At 69.2% G+C, this 14,564-nt stretch carries 14 protein-coding genes and 1 riboswitch; of the genes, 4 read left to right on the forward strand and 10 right to left on the reverse strand.

All coding sequences use genetic code 11. The features are described 5' to 3' along the window. Positions 1-13: 13 nt before the first annotated feature. Genes AB0M14_RS35255 through AB0M14_RS35275 form a run of 5 tightly spaced genes read right to left on the reverse strand, consistent with a single transcriptional unit; the run spans position 14 to position 4,801 of the window. On the reverse strand, positions 14-883 hold the full coding sequence (locus AB0M14_RS35255; RefSeq protein ID WP_365003623.1) for an ABC transporter permease: 870 nt from the start codon (positions 881-883) through the stop codon (positions 14-16). Then, a complete protein-coding gene (locus tag AB0M14_RS35260; RefSeq protein ID WP_365003626.1) occupies positions 876-1,118 on the reverse strand; it encodes a hypothetical protein in 243 nt (80 codons plus the stop codon). Before AB0M14_RS35260 ends, AB0M14_RS35255 begins: the two co-directional genes overlap by 8 nt. Beyond that, the gene (locus AB0M14_RS35265; protein WP_365003628.1) at positions 1,111-2,103 is read right to left on the reverse strand and encodes an ABC transporter permease; all 993 of its coding nucleotides are present in this window, start codon (positions 2,101-2,103) and stop codon (positions 1,111-1,113) included. The genes AB0M14_RS35260 and AB0M14_RS35265 overlap by 8 nt, the downstream gene beginning before the upstream one ends. A gap of 2 nt (positions 2,104-2,105) precedes the next feature. After that, positions 2,106-3,725, reverse strand: a complete 1,620-nt coding sequence (locus AB0M14_RS35270) for an ABC transporter substrate-binding protein (RefSeq protein ID WP_365003631.1) — start codon at positions 3,723-3,725, stop codon at positions 2,106-2,108. Next, entirely contained in the window at positions 3,722-4,801 is a 1,080-nt protein-coding gene (locus AB0M14_RS35275) for an LLM class flavin-dependent oxidoreductase (RefSeq protein ID WP_365003634.1), read from the reverse strand. The genes AB0M14_RS35270 and AB0M14_RS35275 overlap by 4 nt, the downstream gene beginning before the upstream one ends. 235 nt (positions 4,802-5,036) lie before the next feature. Next, a riboswitch (SAM riboswitch) is annotated at positions 5,037-5,131 on the reverse strand. Between the two features lie 215 nt (positions 5,132-5,346). Here AB0M14_RS35275 and AB0M14_RS35280 point away from each other — a divergent pair. Then, positions 5,347-6,378, forward strand: coding sequence for a hypothetical protein (locus tag AB0M14_RS35280; RefSeq protein ID WP_365003637.1), 1,032 nt, complete (start codon positions 5,347-5,349; stop codon positions 6,376-6,378). Positions 6,379-6,881: 503 nt separating this feature from the next. Here AB0M14_RS35280 and AB0M14_RS35285 read toward each other — a convergent pair. The 5 genes from AB0M14_RS35285 to AB0M14_RS35305 all read right to left on the reverse strand — a co-directional run bounded on the left by AB0M14_RS35285 (position 6,882) and on the right by AB0M14_RS35305 (position 12,455). Further along, on the reverse strand, positions 6,882-8,063 hold the full coding sequence (locus AB0M14_RS35285) for a glycosyltransferase (protein WP_365003639.1): 1,182 nt from the start codon (positions 8,061-8,063) through the stop codon (positions 6,882-6,884). Then, entirely contained in the window at positions 8,033-8,782 is a 750-nt protein-coding gene (locus tag AB0M14_RS35290) for a DUF3153 domain-containing protein (RefSeq protein ID WP_365003642.1), read from the reverse strand. The genes AB0M14_RS35285 and AB0M14_RS35290 overlap by 31 nt, the downstream gene beginning before the upstream one ends. Positions 8,783-8,800: 18 nt before the next feature. After that, positions 8,801-9,631, reverse strand: a complete 831-nt coding sequence (locus AB0M14_RS35295; RefSeq protein WP_365003645.1) for a carotenoid biosynthesis protein — start codon at positions 9,629-9,631, stop codon at positions 8,801-8,803. A gap of 599 nt (positions 9,632-10,230) precedes the next feature. Continuing rightward, complete coding sequence (locus AB0M14_RS35300) at positions 10,231-11,841, reverse strand: NAD(P)/FAD-dependent oxidoreductase (RefSeq protein WP_365003648.1); 1,611 nt, start codon at positions 11,839-11,841, stop codon at positions 10,231-10,233. Further along, positions 11,838-12,455, reverse strand: a complete 618-nt coding sequence (locus AB0M14_RS35305; protein ID WP_365003650.1) for a GNAT family N-acetyltransferase — start codon at positions 12,453-12,455, stop codon at positions 11,838-11,840. Before AB0M14_RS35305 ends, AB0M14_RS35300 begins: the two co-directional genes overlap by 4 nt. 136 nt (positions 12,456-12,591) lie before the next feature. On the opposite strand from AB0M14_RS35305, the gene AB0M14_RS35310 reads away from it, so the two are divergent. The 3 genes from AB0M14_RS35310 to mraZ all read left to right on the forward strand — a co-directional run bounded on the left by AB0M14_RS35310 (position 12,592) and on the right by mraZ (position 14,420). Beyond that, positions 12,592-13,032 (forward strand): SAV_6107 family HEPN domain-containing protein, encoded by a 441-nt coding sequence (locus tag AB0M14_RS35310; protein ID WP_365003652.1) that lies wholly within the window; start codon positions 12,592-12,594, stop codon positions 13,030-13,032. A gap of 147 nt (positions 13,033-13,179) precedes the next feature. Then, positions 13,180-13,593, forward strand: coding sequence for a DUF3040 domain-containing protein (locus tag AB0M14_RS35315; RefSeq protein WP_365003655.1), 414 nt, complete (start codon positions 13,180-13,182; stop codon positions 13,591-13,593). A gap of 395 nt (positions 13,594-13,988) precedes the next feature. After that, a complete protein-coding gene (mraZ, locus tag AB0M14_RS35320; protein ID WP_194819414.1) occupies positions 13,989-14,420 on the forward strand; it encodes a division/cell wall cluster transcriptional repressor MraZ in 432 nt (143 codons plus the stop codon). Positions 14,421-14,564: the final 144 nt, after the last annotated feature.

Here is a 14,564-nt window from a genome sequence, read left to right on the forward strand (position 1 = left end):
GAAGTGTGTGCCGTCATCGGTGTCCCTCCTTCGCGGCCGTGCGGCCGAGGTGCTGGGCGGCGACCACCACCGCGATGATGACCAGCCCCGGCAGGGTGGTCAGCCACCAGGCGATGGCCAGGTAGTTCCGGCCCTCCGAGATGAGCGAACCCCATTCCGGCGTGGGTGGTTTCGCGCCGTAGCCCAGGAAGCTGAGGGCGGAGACCGACAGCACCGCCATGCCGAATTCGACTGCGGCGAGCGCGAGCACGGGTTGCGCGGAATTCGGCAGGATGTGGCGGGCGAGCACCGCGTACCAGCGCACTCCGCCGGCGTGCGCCGCCTCCACATAGTCCGCGCCGCGCACCCGCAGCACTTCCGACCGCATGACCCGGGCGAAATTGGCGATCAGCGAAACACCCACGGCTACAGCCACATTGCGGGTGCCGAAGCCGAGCGCGGTGACCAGGGCGAGCGCCAGCAGCAGCGAGGGGATGGCCAGCAGCACGTCGACGACGCGCATGATGGCGGCGTCCACGATGCCGCCGGCGGCACCGGCGAGCAGCCCCAGCAGCGACCCGGCCAGCAGCGCGATGGCGACGGCGGTGAGGGTGGCGGAGAGCGACAATCCCGCCCCGTGCACCATGCGGGTGTAGAGGTCACGTCCGAGGTTGTCGGTGCCGAACCAGTGTTCGGCGCTCGGCGGCTGGAACTTCTGCGCGGGCACGCCCGTCAGCGGGTCCCCGCTCGCGAAAACCGAAGGGAACAGCGCCCATCCGAGTGCGAGGAGCGCCACCGCGGCGGCGAGCAGCGCGAAGGCGTTGGCGCGCAACCAACTCCAGCGGATCGTGGGACGCCCGAGCCTGGCGATGATGCCGCTGCGTTCATCGAGTAGATCAACCATGGGTGCGCATCGCCTCCATTGTCGCCGCGAAGGCCCAGGGTGCGGCGGCGTCCGCGCGCAGCCAATTCCAGCGCCCGGAGCGCTTGCGGCCCGGCCCGGCGCCGAGGTCGGCGAGCAGCCACGGGGTGAAGCCGACTCCCGCGGTGAGCGGCCCACGCGCGAGCTCGAAAAAGTTCGCGAGGATCGCCGTGGTGGACGGATCGAGTTCGGGACGGGCCGGGGCGGTGTCATGCACGGGCGGCCACCTCCTCGGTAGCGTTGAGAGTGGTTGTGCCGGTGGCCGTCCCGCGATCGGCGATGCGCGGATCGAGCAGCGGGTAGATCAGATCGACGATCAGGTTCACCGTGACGAATACCGCCGCGCTGAGCAGCACGATGCCCTGCACTACCGGGATGTCCTGGTCCAGCACCGCGGACTGGGTGAGCCGCCCGACGCCGGGCCGGGCGAAGACGCTCTCCACCACCACGGCCCCGGCCAGGATGTTGCCCACCAGCACGCCGGCGATGGTGAAAGCGGGCACGCTGGCCGGGCGCAGCACATGCTTGCGCCGCACCCACCAGCGCGAACCGCCCTTGGCCAGGGCGACATCCACGAACGGCTGCCGCCAGGTGGATTCCAGGCCGGCGGTCAGGACCTGCGCGATCACCGCGCCGATCGGCAGGCCCAGGGTCAGCGCGGGCAATACCGTCCCGCTGAATCCGTGCCCGCCGAACGCGGGGGTGAGTCGCCACTGGAAGGAGAACAGTTGCAGCAGTACGAGACCGGTGAAGAAGGTCGGGACCGCCACCCCGAACGAGGGCAGCGCGGCGAGCAGGTTGCGCAGCCAGGGCCGTCGCGTGGCCGTCGCCGCGCAGGCCAGGCCGGCCCCGCCCAGGATCGCGAAGAGCAGGGTCAGCGCGGCCAGGCCGAGGGTCGAGGGCAGCGCCGCGCCGATCGCCTCGGTCACCGGCTGACCGGTGCCGATGGAGTGCCCGAGATCACCGCGCACGGCATGTCCGAGCGCGGTCCAATACTGCTGCCACAACGGCTGATCCAGGCCGTACCTGGCCTGCAATTCGGCGATGGCCGCCGGATCGGCCGGCGAGCCGGATTCCGCGCCGCCGGCGGCGATCGAGACCGGGTCGGCGGGCAGCAGATAGAGCACGACGAACGAGACGGTGAAGGCCGCCCACAACACCCAGACCGCTTGCGCGACACGTAAAGCCAGATACCGGCCCATGATCAGCGCCCGCTCAGCCAGGCGTCGAAGAATTGCAGCCGGGCCGAGGCCTCGAACTTCAGATCGTGCACCGTGCCCGCGGCGCCGATGGCCTGGGACAGCTCGACCGTCGGAATCCAGAGCCCGTGGTCGAGGATGCGCTCCTGCGCGGTCCGGATCAGCGCCAGGCGGGCCGCGGTATCGGCGGCGCTCAGCTGGTTCTCCAGTACCTCGTCGAGCGCCGGAATACGTTCGCGGACATTGAGATTGCGCCCCTCGACGGTAAAGGAGTTGCGCAGGATGTCGCCGTCGGCGCGGGTGGTGTTGTAGTAGTAGGCGTCGTAGTCCTTGGCGTTCTGCCGCGCCGTGCTCTCCGGCAGCGACACCAGATCCAGGCGCAGGTCCACCCCGACTTGGCGCAGCTGCTGCTGGACCAGCTCGATGATCGCCTTGTTGCCCGCGAACACCTGGCTGAAGACCACACCGAAGCTCAGCCGCTCACCGTTCTTCACCCGGATGCCGTCGGCGCCGGGCGCCCAGCCCGCCTGGTCGAGCAGGGTGCGCGCCTTGGCCGGATCGTAGGCCAGGCGCGCCGAGAGGTCCTGGTAGCCGGGGGTGGTGCTGGCCAGAGTGCTGGTGGCCGGTTTGAACTGCGGGCCGAGCACGGTGTCGACCAGTTGCCGGCGGTCGATCGCGGGCAGCAGCGCCTGGCGCACGGCGGCGTCGCGCAGCGGGCCGCGGGTCAGATTGGGCTGGAAGCCGAAGGGGATACCCGGGTTCGGCGTAGTCAGCAGGCGGGCGCCCGCCGCTTCCAGCAGCGGCAGATCCTGCGGCAGCGCGTCGCTGACCGCGTCCAGCTGGCCGGAGGTCAGACTGCCGGTGCGCACGCCGGATTCGGGCACCACCGTGAACTCGATGCGATCCAGGTAGGCCTCGCCCTTGTGCCCGAAGACATCCGAACCCCAGGCATAACCGGGGCGCTTGGTCAGCGTGGTCGAAATGTTCTGCTGATAGCCGGTGTAGACGAACGGGCCGCTGCCGACATTGCTGCCGTCGCACCGCTGCTCGGCGGGCTTGGCGGTGGTGGCATCGCCCTGGATGCCGAGCTGGGTGCTCGCGGTCGCCTGCAAGAACTGGGCGTTGGGCTTGCTGAATTCGACGCGCGCGGTCAGCCGGTCCACCACGGTGGTGCCGGCGTAATTGACCAGAAAGCCGTTGGCCAGTGGCGCTTTGGCCGCGCCGAGCTGGACGATCGAGTCGAAGTTCTTGCGCACCGAATCGGCCGTGAGCGGTGCGCCGTCGCTGAAGGTGACGCCGTCGGCGAGGTGGAAGGTGAAGGCCTTGGCGTCGGGCCCGGCCTCCCAGCTGCGCGCCAGCCACGGCTTCAGCTCGCCGGTCCGCGGATCCTGATCAGTGAGCGAATCGACGATCTGCCGGGTGACGTAGAGCGTCTGATTGCTGCTCGCCTGCGCGGGATCCGAGCACGTCGGCGCCTGCGACAGACCGTAACGCAGGGTCCCGCCGGGCTGGGGCGGTCCGGCGTCGCCGCCCGCGCCGCCGGAGTCGCTGCCGCAGGCGGCCAGGGTACTGGCCGCGGCTAGTGCGCCGGCGAGCGCGGCGAGGCGAGGACGGGTGCGGATCACGAGGTAACTCCAGAGAATTCGGGGCGGGTATGGCCGGTGGCCAGGGGACGACTGGGAATGCGGCGGCGCAGTTCCGGCGCCACGGCCTGCTGGAACAATTCGAGGCCGGCGCGGTGCTGCGCCTCGGTGCGCCCGTCCGGCTCGGCGGACAGATGGATGACCTCGTGCCCGAACTGCTCGTGCTGACGGCCGACTTTGTCGAGCACCTGCTCCGGGCTGCCGATCAGCGCCGAGGACCGGGTGACGAAGTCCTCCAGGGTCTCGAACACGACGGGCAGGCCGAGCTTTTTCGACAACGCCAGGCGGGCCTGGAAGATCGGGCGATACACCGCGAGCGCCTCCTGCGAGGTGGGCGCGACGTGGAAGCCCGCGGTGCCCGCGCCGACCAGGGCGTCGGCCGGGTCGTGTCCGTAGTGCGTCCACCGTTCCCGGTAGTGCCGCACCAGGTCGGCGTACGGCTCGATCGGATTGGTGACGTTCGCCGAGAAGAGCGGATCACCGTGGCGCGCGGCCAGTTCCACCGAATCCCGGCTGGTGGCGCTGCCGTGCCAGATCCGGATCGAGGGCTGCAACGGCCGCGGCAAGGCTTTGGCCGCAACGAGTTCCGGCCGGAAGCGGCCGGACCAGGTGACCTGGTCGCTGGCCCACAGCGCCCGGAACAGTTCGTAGCCTTCGCGATTGCGGTCCCACTGGTCGCCGGTGGTGACGTGGAACAACTCCGCCTGCGCCGTGCCGTTGCCTTTGCCGATGATCAGTTCCAGCCGCCCGCCGGACAGATTGTCCAGCGTCGAGTAGTCCTCGAAGGCCCGCACCGGATCCAGCAGGCTCAACGTCGTGACGGCGGTGAACAGCGTGATCCGCGCGGTGACGGCGGCGATGTGGCTCAGCAGCACCGGCGGCGCGGCGGACAGGAACGGATCCTCGTGCCGCTCGCCGACCGCGAACCCGTCGTAGCCGAGTTCCTCGGCGACGCGCGCTTGGTCCACGACCGACCGCAAGCGCTCGTGCGTCTCGGGGAGCACGCCGGTGTGCGGGTCAGGTACCCGGGTGACCAGCGTGAACAGTAGGAATTTCATGCCCTCGCCGCCGGTTCGGGCGGGCCGGAGGGCGCGATCGACGCACTCATATCGTTGTTCCTCGAAGATGATCGAACGCGACGACGCGCGGGCGTCGATCGCACCACCCCGGCCAGCGTCGGGGTGCGGTACTGGCTGTGAACTCAGCGGCGACAAGCCGTCGACGTGCCGCGGCGCTGCGCGATGTGCCGCTGTCCCCAGCGGGAGGTGTGCTGTGCGGTGCTCATGTCGGGGTCCTCCATCGTTCCTGGCGGAAGCACCCGCACCCGGCCTGCCGGGGGGTTGCTGCGACGTCGCCGAGCCAGGTCTCTCAATCGCTCTGGATGGTGCTCGAACATCATGGATAGCAACCGAACTCGCCGACAAGAGTAGAAATCACCGTGAGCGCAGCCCTGGCCACCAGGCGATCCTTGGCGCACTATCGTCGCGGCCCCCGACTACGGCCCGCCCCGAGCCACCATCCCGCCACGCCGGAAATGCCCGGTTTCCCGAGTTAGCGGACGTACCGTTGAACCTCGATCATCGCCACGATGAGGAGGTCCGCAGTGCCTGTCCACCCCGTCGACCCCGGCGCCCGCCGCCTCCGCACCCGCACACCCCTCGCTGCCCTCACCCTCGGCAGCCTCCTCACCCTCGCCCTCGTGACCCCCGCTGCCGCGACCCCCGCTGCCGCGACCCCCGCTGCCGCGACCCCCGCTGCCGCGACCCCCGTCGCCGATGGCCCGTCAGCCGCCGACCCGTCGGCGATGCCCGCCGCCGGTCTTCCGTCCGTGGCAGCGCTGTCTGTGGTGCCTGCTGGTGACGGTGATCCGTCCGCGGCGGCGCTGCCCGTGATGCCTGTTGCTGACGGTGATCTGTCAGTCGTGACGCTGCCTGTGACGGCCGGCGGTGTCGGTTACCAGCCTGTCGTGGCGCTGCCGGAGATGCCTGCCGCTGTCGGTGATCTGCCCGCCGCCGCTCCGCCTGTGATGGCCGCAGCGGTCAGTGATCCATCCTCCGCCGCCGTCGTCGATGCTCCCTCTGCCGCCGCTGCCCCCGGTACCGGGCAATCCGCTCTCGCCGCGCTGCAATCCCTCGGTGTGACGCCGTTTCTGTATCCAACAGCAGCGTTGTGCTCCGGTGCGGGCGTGACGCTGACGAGTCCCGCCGTAGCGGGCGCGGTCCCGGGTCCCTGGCCGGTGCACAACATCGCGATCCCCGGCCTCGATCTGACCGCCGTGAAGTCCGGCCAGACCATGTTCACCTTCGTGCCGTCGGGCAACACGCGCTCCGAAAGTCCCGGCATGCGCGTCGTCTGGCTCAACGTCGACACCAAACGCGGAGGCGTCGCCTCGATGGGCCCGCTGGACGAAGTCTTCGGCCGGATGATCCCGCCCGAGGTTCCCGCCGCCCTCCGCCCACTCGCGGAACAGGCCGTCCGCGACTTCTTCCTCGCCACCGTCCCGGTCAGCGGCATTCGCGCGGTCCCGGTGGACACTGGCAAAGGCACCGTCCTCGCAGCGGTCTTCGGCACCATGGCCAACGGCGCGGAAACCTGCTTCTACCTGCCGACAGTCGGAATCACCACGGTCCCTTGACCGCACGTTGGCCGAAGACCCAGCGTTCCCAGTGCACAACCTCTCGCCGCCCCGGCTCCGCAAACGGACTCTCGTCGTTCCGGCGCGTCTTGGCCTAGGTCGTGTCTCGAAGTGGGCTACGGTCAGCCGCGCTGTGGCGGAGCTGGTTACATGGCTGGGTGTGACTGCACCCGCGCGATCGCCGCTGTGTGGTGACGGCTCGGCCTGTGTAGTCACACACGGGCCGCCCTCACTCGCAGACCGGCACCGGGCACCGCAACCCGCCACCGCCACCCACACCGGGCACCGCCACCGCCACCGAGCGCGGGTTCGGTCCTGCGGTGGTTCAAGAGAGCCGAGTGAGTCTGAACGGCAACGCAGAGCTTCCGATTCGGCACGCTCGCTGCCGATACCAGACATCGCAGGTGAGCGGACCGCTGACCTCGCGACTTCGAGACAGAACTCAGGTGCTCGGGGCGAGCCCCTGGGTCCGGCCGAAAGCATGCCGGACGACGGAGAGTGGCTCAGCGGTGCGGGCTGTGCGTCAGGGGACGACTCTTCCAAATGAGGTTGCCGCGGCGGTGGGCGCGGTGTGAGCGGATCGTCAGTGCGGTGTATGCGGCGATCGATGCTGGGTGTGCCAGTGCGGCAGTGATATCCGTGCGGGTGAGGGGGGCGGTTGTTTCGGTGGAGCGGGCGAGGAGGCGGCCGGTGACTGCGGCGCAGTAGCCGAGCAGGCCGGTTCGCCGGAGCTTTCCGCGGCTGATGACGGCGGCCAGGGGCGGGGCCCAATAGCCGAGGGCGGCAAAGATTCCTACCGCTGCGGCGGCGAAAGGCGAACCACCGTAGGCCGACCACAGCCAGCGGGTGTAGCCCGCTTCGAGTTCGGTGGCGTCCCGGTACATCCGGGTGCTCGCGCTGCGTCCGGCGGCGACCACCGCGGTGCGTCTGCCGCTGCGGCGCAGGGCGCGGGCGATGTCGAGATCCTCGGTCGCGCTGGCGGATACCGCGCGGTGGCCGCCGATCGCGCGGTAGGCGGCGGTGTCGAAGACCAGGAACTGTCCGCAGGCCACCGCCATCGAGGGCCGGCGGCTGTGGTTGCCGACCGTGATCGGCAGTGTCGATGCCCACGACCAGCACAGCAGCGGCTGTACCAGGGTCTCGGCCGCCGAGCGCATCTCCTGCGCGGGCCAGGGGGACACCAATGCCACGTCGCGCCTGCGCAATTCGGTGGTCGCGGCGGCGATCGCGCCCGGTGCGAGCCGTACATCGGCATCGAGGAACACGAGCACGGCGGTGTCGGCCAGCTCGCCGAGGCGGTCGCAGGCGGCGGCCTTACCGGTCCAGCCGGGGGCGGGGTCGTCCGCGGAGCGGATCACCAGGAAACGGTCGTCGGCAGCTATCGCCTGCGCGGCCGCGGCCGCCGTCCCATCGGAGGAGGCATCGTCGAGGATCAGCACCCGCAGATCGGCAACCCCGGTCTGGGCCCGAAGATCGGCGATCAACGCGGGCAGTCTTTCGGCTTCGTCCCGCGCCGGGATACACACCGTCACCGGCTCCAGCACGGTCGCGGACTCCGCCAATCTCCGCACCGTCAACCGGTTGTACAGCGCGACAACACAACCGGTGACCGCGATCGCCGTGCCCGCCCGAACGACTCGCTCGGCCGGACCGATCAGCGGCCTTCCTTCACCATGCGCCACCACTCGGTCAGCGAGAACCGGCCGGAGCTGCCAGGGGCCGGGGGATTGCGATCCATGTACGCCATGGCCGCGACGATCGCGGCGACGGCGAGCGTGATGCCGCCGACGATGCCCGCCCAGCCCGCGAACGAGCGGGTGTTCGGATCCGCGTAGCTGACCTCGGCGCGGATCACGGACACCTCGCCGGGCGGCAGTTTCCAGGACACCGTGGAGTCGTCCTCGCGGTTGCCGTTGGTCTTGGCGACACGCGACGGGAAGGCCACCGTCAACTGCACGTCGGATCCGTGCGGCGGCACCGACTTCAGATCGGCCCGTCCTTCGAGGCTGACCAGGTCGCCGGTGCGTTTGAAGTTCAGCTGGAACATGCCCTGGCTCTGTTCCGACAGCGCGCCGAGCTGGGACACCTCACCGAAGGACAGGTCCTCGAAGAACACCTTGCTGCCCACGTACCCGTCCTGGGCGTAGGTCTCGATCCGCACCTTGCTCGCCAGCGAGTCGGGCGCCTTCAGCTGCGGCCCTTTGTCGTTGGCGTCGGCCGGCACCACCGCGGCGACGATCCGCCCGGACACCCGGTCGTTCGACGACACGCCCATCGACACCTGGACCCGCAGGCAGGCCGCGAGCATCGGCACCAGCAGTGCCGCGAGCAGCACCGCCCCGGTTATCCGCACGCCGGTGCGGCGCGGCGGTACCAGAACCGGGGCGTCGGGCTTCGTAGTCATCGGGCTAGGTTGCACGGCTCACATCGTGCCAGGCCCGGCCCCGCAATAGCCACGCGACAAGCCAGAGCGGGCGAGCAACCCCAGCAACGGGATTCCGAGCAGACCCATACCGACCGCCCCGTATCCCGCAGAGGCGGGCAACCCGAGAAACACCGCGTGCGCCAGCGCCGACCCCAGCCAGGTCCACAAAAACACCGCAACCGGCACCGCAACCGACGCAGCCCGCCCCGGATCCGCCCACCGGGCACTGATCCGCTCCCACCCCACCAGCAGGCTCGCCATCACCACCCCGACCCCGAACCACCCCGCGTAGTTGGTCAACGGAATCTGCTCCAGCCCCGGCAACCCGGACCCGGTATCGCACCACCGCCACTGCCCGTCGGCCACCATCTGCGGATCCAAGAACAAATCCCACCCGACCCCGCCGACCGCCGTCACCCCGATCCGCGCCGCCGCCCCCCGCACCAGCATCCCGGCCACCACCCACACCGGATACAACCCCCCGGTCCACGCCAGCGGCACCACCAACGGCACCCCCGCCACCGCCGGCCCGATCCGATCCACCGCATACGCATAACACCCGAACGGCACCCCACTGGCCGTCCCCACCACCTCGGCCACCAACCCCACCCCGGACACGATCACCAAAAACCCACCCGCATACCACCACCCCCGCGTCACCACCGCATGCGCCAACGCCGTCCCCGCCGACAACAACACAACAGCCACCGTCACCCGATCCCGCCAATCCCCCTCACTCAGCGGATAGGTGACCTGCACCACGACAAGCGCCAGCGCGAACACCACTGGCACGAGCCCGGAACCCCGCACCCCCTTGAAAGTCACCACACCATCAACTCTTCCGCCACCTCATCACCCAGCCCTCGTCGTCCCGGCATCGCCGACACCATGTCGCCGCGATTCGCACCCAGCGCTCGACGGGCATGAACGCGCGAAAGTCGCCGCGCGCGCGTCGCTTCCGCCGCCAACCGGCTGACGCTGCGTCATCCTGGCACCGCCCGGCACTGTGTCGCCGCGATTCGCACTCCAACACATGGCGGGCGTGAACGCGCGAAAGTCGTCGCGTGAGCATTGCTTCCGGCGCCAACCGGCTGACGCTGCGTTGTCCTGGCATCGCCCGGCACTGTGTCGACGCGATTCGCACCCAGCGCTTGAGGGGCGTGAACGCGCGAAAGTCGCCGCGCGTGCATCACTTCCGCCGCCAACCGAACAACGGCTGCGTTTTCTGGGCGTGGCGGGCACTGCGTTGTTGCGGGCGCGGCCAAACCGGTATTCCGGCAGCGCACATACCTTTTGGCTCCGGCACGGCAGGCACCTGAGGTTCCGAGATGGCCGATGCCGTGTGGTGCTCCGGCACGGCAGCACCCCGTCGTGCCAGCATGCGGTCGGCCGGGACGCCTGGGGTGTGCTGATCGAGTCGAGGCCGGTCATCGCCTGCGCGGCAACGCGAACCGGTTTCGGCGGGCGTCGCGCAGCAGAAGTTGTGCGGCGCTGCGGCCGCTGGCGCCCGAGACGCCGCCGCCGGGGTGCGTCGATGCGCCGGTCAGGTAGAGGCCGGGTGCGCCGGGGACTCGCTGATCGGAGAGTTCGGGGATCGGGCGCCACATCATCATTTGATCCAGGGACATCTCGACGTGCATGACGTTGCCGCCGCGCAGGCCCATCTCGCGTTCCAGGTCCACCGGTGTCTGCACGTGCCGGCGCAGCACGGTGTCCGCGAATCCCGGTGCGTAGGAGTCGACTTCGGCGATGATCCGGTCGGCCTCCTGCTCGGCGTGCGCGGTCCAGTCGCTGCCGTCGGCGAGCTCGTACGGATGCCACTGCGACCACAGCGAGAGCTGGTGTTCCCCGGCCGGGGCGATGCTCGGGTCCAGGGCGCTGAAACTCATGGCCAGCACGACCGGTCGCGGCGGCAGGTCGCCGGCCAGCGCCGCGCCGTGCGCCCGCCGCAGGTGCCTGCGATCGGAGACGAGGAACTGCAAGCCGTGGGCGGATTCCGCGGCCGTGGCCCCCGGGTAGCGCGGCAGGGCGCTGGTGGCGACTCGGACCACCATCCCGATGCCGGGTCCCACCCGGATGCGCGACTGCCAGTCGTCGAGCGACTCCGCGTCGAAACCGCCCGCACGCAACAGATCCAGTGTGGTCAGAATGTGCGTGCCCGCGATCACGGTGTCGGCCTGGAGGTTTCGGCCGGAGGCGGTGCGCACCCGCCAGCCCGCGTCCGCGCGCTGCACCGCGGTGACCTCGTCACCGGCCGAGACCACGCCACCGTCGGCCCGCAGTCGCGCCACCAAAGCCTTTGTCAGCGCGCCACTTCCGCCGACCGCGCGCCCCGGCGGCAGCTTGTGCATGAGCGCGGCGAAGCCGACCATCGGCGCGGTCCCGGGCTCCGACATCGGCGGCCCGGACTGCGCTCCGAACCAGGCCAGCGAGGCCTTCAGCCGCTCGTCACGAAAGTAACTGTCCAGCAGCGCGTCTCCGGGTTGCAGGAACTCCCGGGACAGCGCGCTGCCCCCGTCGCCGGCGTCCAGTCCCCAGAACGACCGCAGCAGCCGCCCCGGCGTCGAACGCCCGCCGAACGCCCGCATCACCCGATCGCTGCGCTCACCCCAGACATCCACGAACCGCCGGTAAGCGATCGCGTCGTGCGGGCCACAGGCCGCGGCGATGGAGGCGCAGGTGCGATCCAGGGCACGATGGAAGACGATCGGCGGCGCGCCGTCCACTCCGGGAGTGAATCCCCAGGGATCGCAATCGATATAGCGCAGCCCGAACTTCCCGAGCTGGAGTTCCTCGATGATCCCGGTGTGCCGGACCATGATGTGCGCCGAGGACCCGCGATCGACCTGATGCCCGGGAAACCGCTCGACGGTCGAGACCGCGCCACCGAGCACCTCGTCGCGTTCCAGAACCTCGACCTGCTCCCCGGCCCGAGCCAGATAACAGGCCGCGACCAGCGCATTGTGTCCCGACCCGAGCACAAGCGTGCGCCCGCTCGTCGCCCGGCCCCGCGCCGAGTCGCTCCGAGACGCCGTCATAACGGCAATCGCCGTCCCAGGATCGCGAACGGCCGATTGTCACCCGCGAAAACGAACTTCCGGACCACGTCGACAAACCCTTCGCGCCGATACAACCGCCACGCTCGATTGTCCTCGCCTTCCACTTCCGGCGTGGACAAAAGCACCGCGCCTTCAGGGCGATTACGCAGCAGCCGGTTCAGCAATACCGCGCCCAGCCCCTGACCCTGCGCGGCCGGATGCACATGCAGCTCGGTCAGTTCGAAGTAGTTCGACAGCAGTTGCTGTGTCGCGTGCTCCGGCCACGCGCTGCGCCGCATCCCGCTGTGCACCTGCTGATGCCACCACTGGTGCGGCGCGCCGCTGTAGCCGTAGGCGATGGCCAGCAGCGGCGCCTTGCGGACGTCGATGCGCCCGTCGTCATCGGGCAGGAACGCGGCCACGGCCTGCCAACCCGGGCGGGTGGTGTGCTCGGTCCACATCGGGGCCCGGTGGTTCTCGGTGCCGTGCGGATACCCCATCGCGGCGACGTACACCGATAGCGCGTCGTGCAGTCGGTGGCGCAGCTCGGCGACGGAGAGGTCGACGACGACGGGCGCGGCGGCGGATTTGTGTTCGGGCTTGACTGCAGTCATGGCTCTCGGACGGAAAGTTGTCGGTGGGTGTCCCTATATTCAAGCGTAATTCAAACGTTCGAATGCCTGTTCGGTCCGCTCGGTGGGTGAAGAGCACTCCAGGACTCCGGGTGTCGAGGAGCGGAGGAATGGGGAAATGCCTTCTCGTATGGAGCAGCCGGGCCGCCCCGGCACGGCGGGCAAGCTGCTGAAAAGGGCGGACGCGCTGCTCATGGAAGCGGCGGCGGAGCACGATCCGCGCGAGCGTTTCCGAACCGCCTACCTGGCCGCCCTCCGCGGCGCGGGCGCGGTGCTCGCGTTTACCGGGGCTGACGCCGCCCCCAGGGCCCGATCCCGCAATGCCTGGGTGCTGTTGCAGCGCGCCGCGCCCGAGTTCGTCATGTGGTCGGATTATTTCAGCGCGCGCTCGGAATTGCGGGCCGCCCTGGAGGCGGGGCTGGATCGCGATGTCGATGATCACGAGGCCGACGAGTTCTATTCGCGGGTAGGAGCATTCCTGCACGACGTCGAAGACATGCTGACCACAGCCTCGCGTTTGCGCCCCGCACCAGGCCTGAACGGGGGCTTGACCGCATAGACGCCACGCCATGACCAGTTAGTTATGCGCGAGTAGGTGGTACGCCCCTGATCGAACTCGTATCATTGGGGTTAGATAGCCGCCAAGGTCGGCTGTTTGTCGCTTACCCGGAAGCGGCAGCCCACGTCTAGTGCCGGGGGAGGTACCGTGCCACTCTCCGAGCACGAGCAGCGCATGCTCGAACAGATCGAGAGCGCGCTCTATGCTGAGGATCCGAAGTTCGCCTCGTCCGTCCGCGGCGGACGACTTCGCTCGACCTCGAGTCGTCGCAGACTCCAGGCCGCGGCCTTGTTTGTCCTTGGCCTGGTTCTGCTCGTCGCCGGCATCGCTTTGCCGAAGCTCGGCGGCTTCCCGATCATCAGCTTGATCGGTTTCATCGTCATGTTCGGAGCCGGCGTCCTGCTGTTGCTCGGCAGCTCGAAGGGCGGCGCGGCTTCGGCCGAGACGCCGTCGAGCGGTTCGGGTGGCGGCGGAACGAGTGGTTCCGGCCGAGGCAAGAAGTCCGGTGGGTTCTCCGAACGTATGGAGGACCGCTTCCGGAGGCGCTTCGAACAAGAGTAGGTCGCGCCCCTTCGGGCAGAGCCTCGATATTTGAACGCAGCGGCGACGTCGCACCGATCCGGTGCGACGTCGCCGTCTCATGTCTGCGTCCGAGTGCTCGGTAGGCGTCCCTCCCAATCTCCTCCACACCACCCCACCGGTTCCCCCCACTTCCCCCCATGCTGGATGCGGTTGCTGGGTGTTTCCGGGCGATCAGCCAGGCCCGTACCGCGTGTCGGCGGAACACGCGAAAGCTCTCCACCACCGTGATAGCTGTGGTGACCTGCGGAATCGCGAAACCGGGGAGGGAGATCACCCCGGTATTCGATTGAAAGTGGGGGAAAGTGGGGTAATGTGGAGCGCGCACTACAGGAGAGGCCATCCAGGCGAGGTGATCCAGTAGGGAGGTATCGGGGTTGTTTCTCGGTACCTACACACCTCGGCTGGACGACAAGGGGCGACTCACGTTGCCTGCGAAGTTTCGAGACGATCTGGCGGGAGGGTTGATGGTCACGAAAGGTCAGGACCACAGCCTTGCCGTGTACCCCAAGGATGAATTCACCGCGCTCGCTCGCCGAGCCGCGGCGGCGTCTCGAAGCAACCCGCAGGCTCGCGCGTTCGTCCGGGCGCTCGCCGCCGGAACGGATGAACAGCGTCTGGATGCGCAGGGCCGGATCGTGTTGTCAGCCGAACATCGTCGCTACGCGAACCTCGACAAGGATTGCGTGGTCATCGGCTCGGTCGACTTCTTGGAAATATGGGATAAGCAGGCGTGGGAGTCCTACCTCGCCGAGAACGAGGAGGATTACGCGCAAGCGAGAGACGAGTCGCTGGGCGGAATCTTCTAGCCCGAAACAACGAGTGCCACGCGGCCTCTGCCCGGACACGGACCCTGACGTACTTCCCCGACGCCAGGTGCCGAGGTTCGGTCAGAGACCACGCGGCATTCGTTTTCTCTCAACCACGCCGCTGAGCCGTAGGCGGTGCGCGAC

The organism is Nocardia sp. NPDC051832, assembly GCF_040681285.1.
In the GTDB taxonomy this organism is placed as follows: Bacteria; Actinomycetota; Actinomycetes; order Mycobacteriales; family Mycobacteriaceae; genus Nocardia.

Coding starts and splice junctions, on each gene's coding strand:
- AB0M14_RS35255 (WP_365003623.1), bottom strand. CDS start 883: ATGGTTGATCTACTCGATGAACGCAGCGGCATCATCGCCAGGCTCGGG.
- AB0M14_RS35265 (WP_365003628.1), bottom strand. CDS start 2,103: ATGGGCCGGTATCTGGCTTTACGTGTCGCGCAAGCGGTCTGGGTGTTG.
- AB0M14_RS35275 (WP_365003634.1), bottom strand. CDS start 4,801: ATGAAATTCCTACTGTTCACGCTGGTCACCCGGGTACCTGACCCGCAC.
- AB0M14_RS35290 (WP_365003642.1), bottom strand. CDS start 8,782: ATGACTACGAAGCCCGACGCCCCGGTTCTGGTACCGCCGCGCCGCACC.
- AB0M14_RS35300 (WP_365003648.1), bottom strand. CDS start 11,841: ATGACGGCGTCTCGGAGCGACTCGGCGCGGGGCCGGGCGACGAGCGGG.
- AB0M14_RS35305 (WP_365003650.1), bottom strand. CDS start 12,455: ATGACTGCAGTCAAGCCCGAACACAAATCCGCCGCCGCGCCCGTCGTC.
- AB0M14_RS35310 (WP_365003652.1), top strand. CDS start 12,592: ATGCCTTCTCGTATGGAGCAGCCGGGCCGCCCCGGCACGGCGGGCAAG.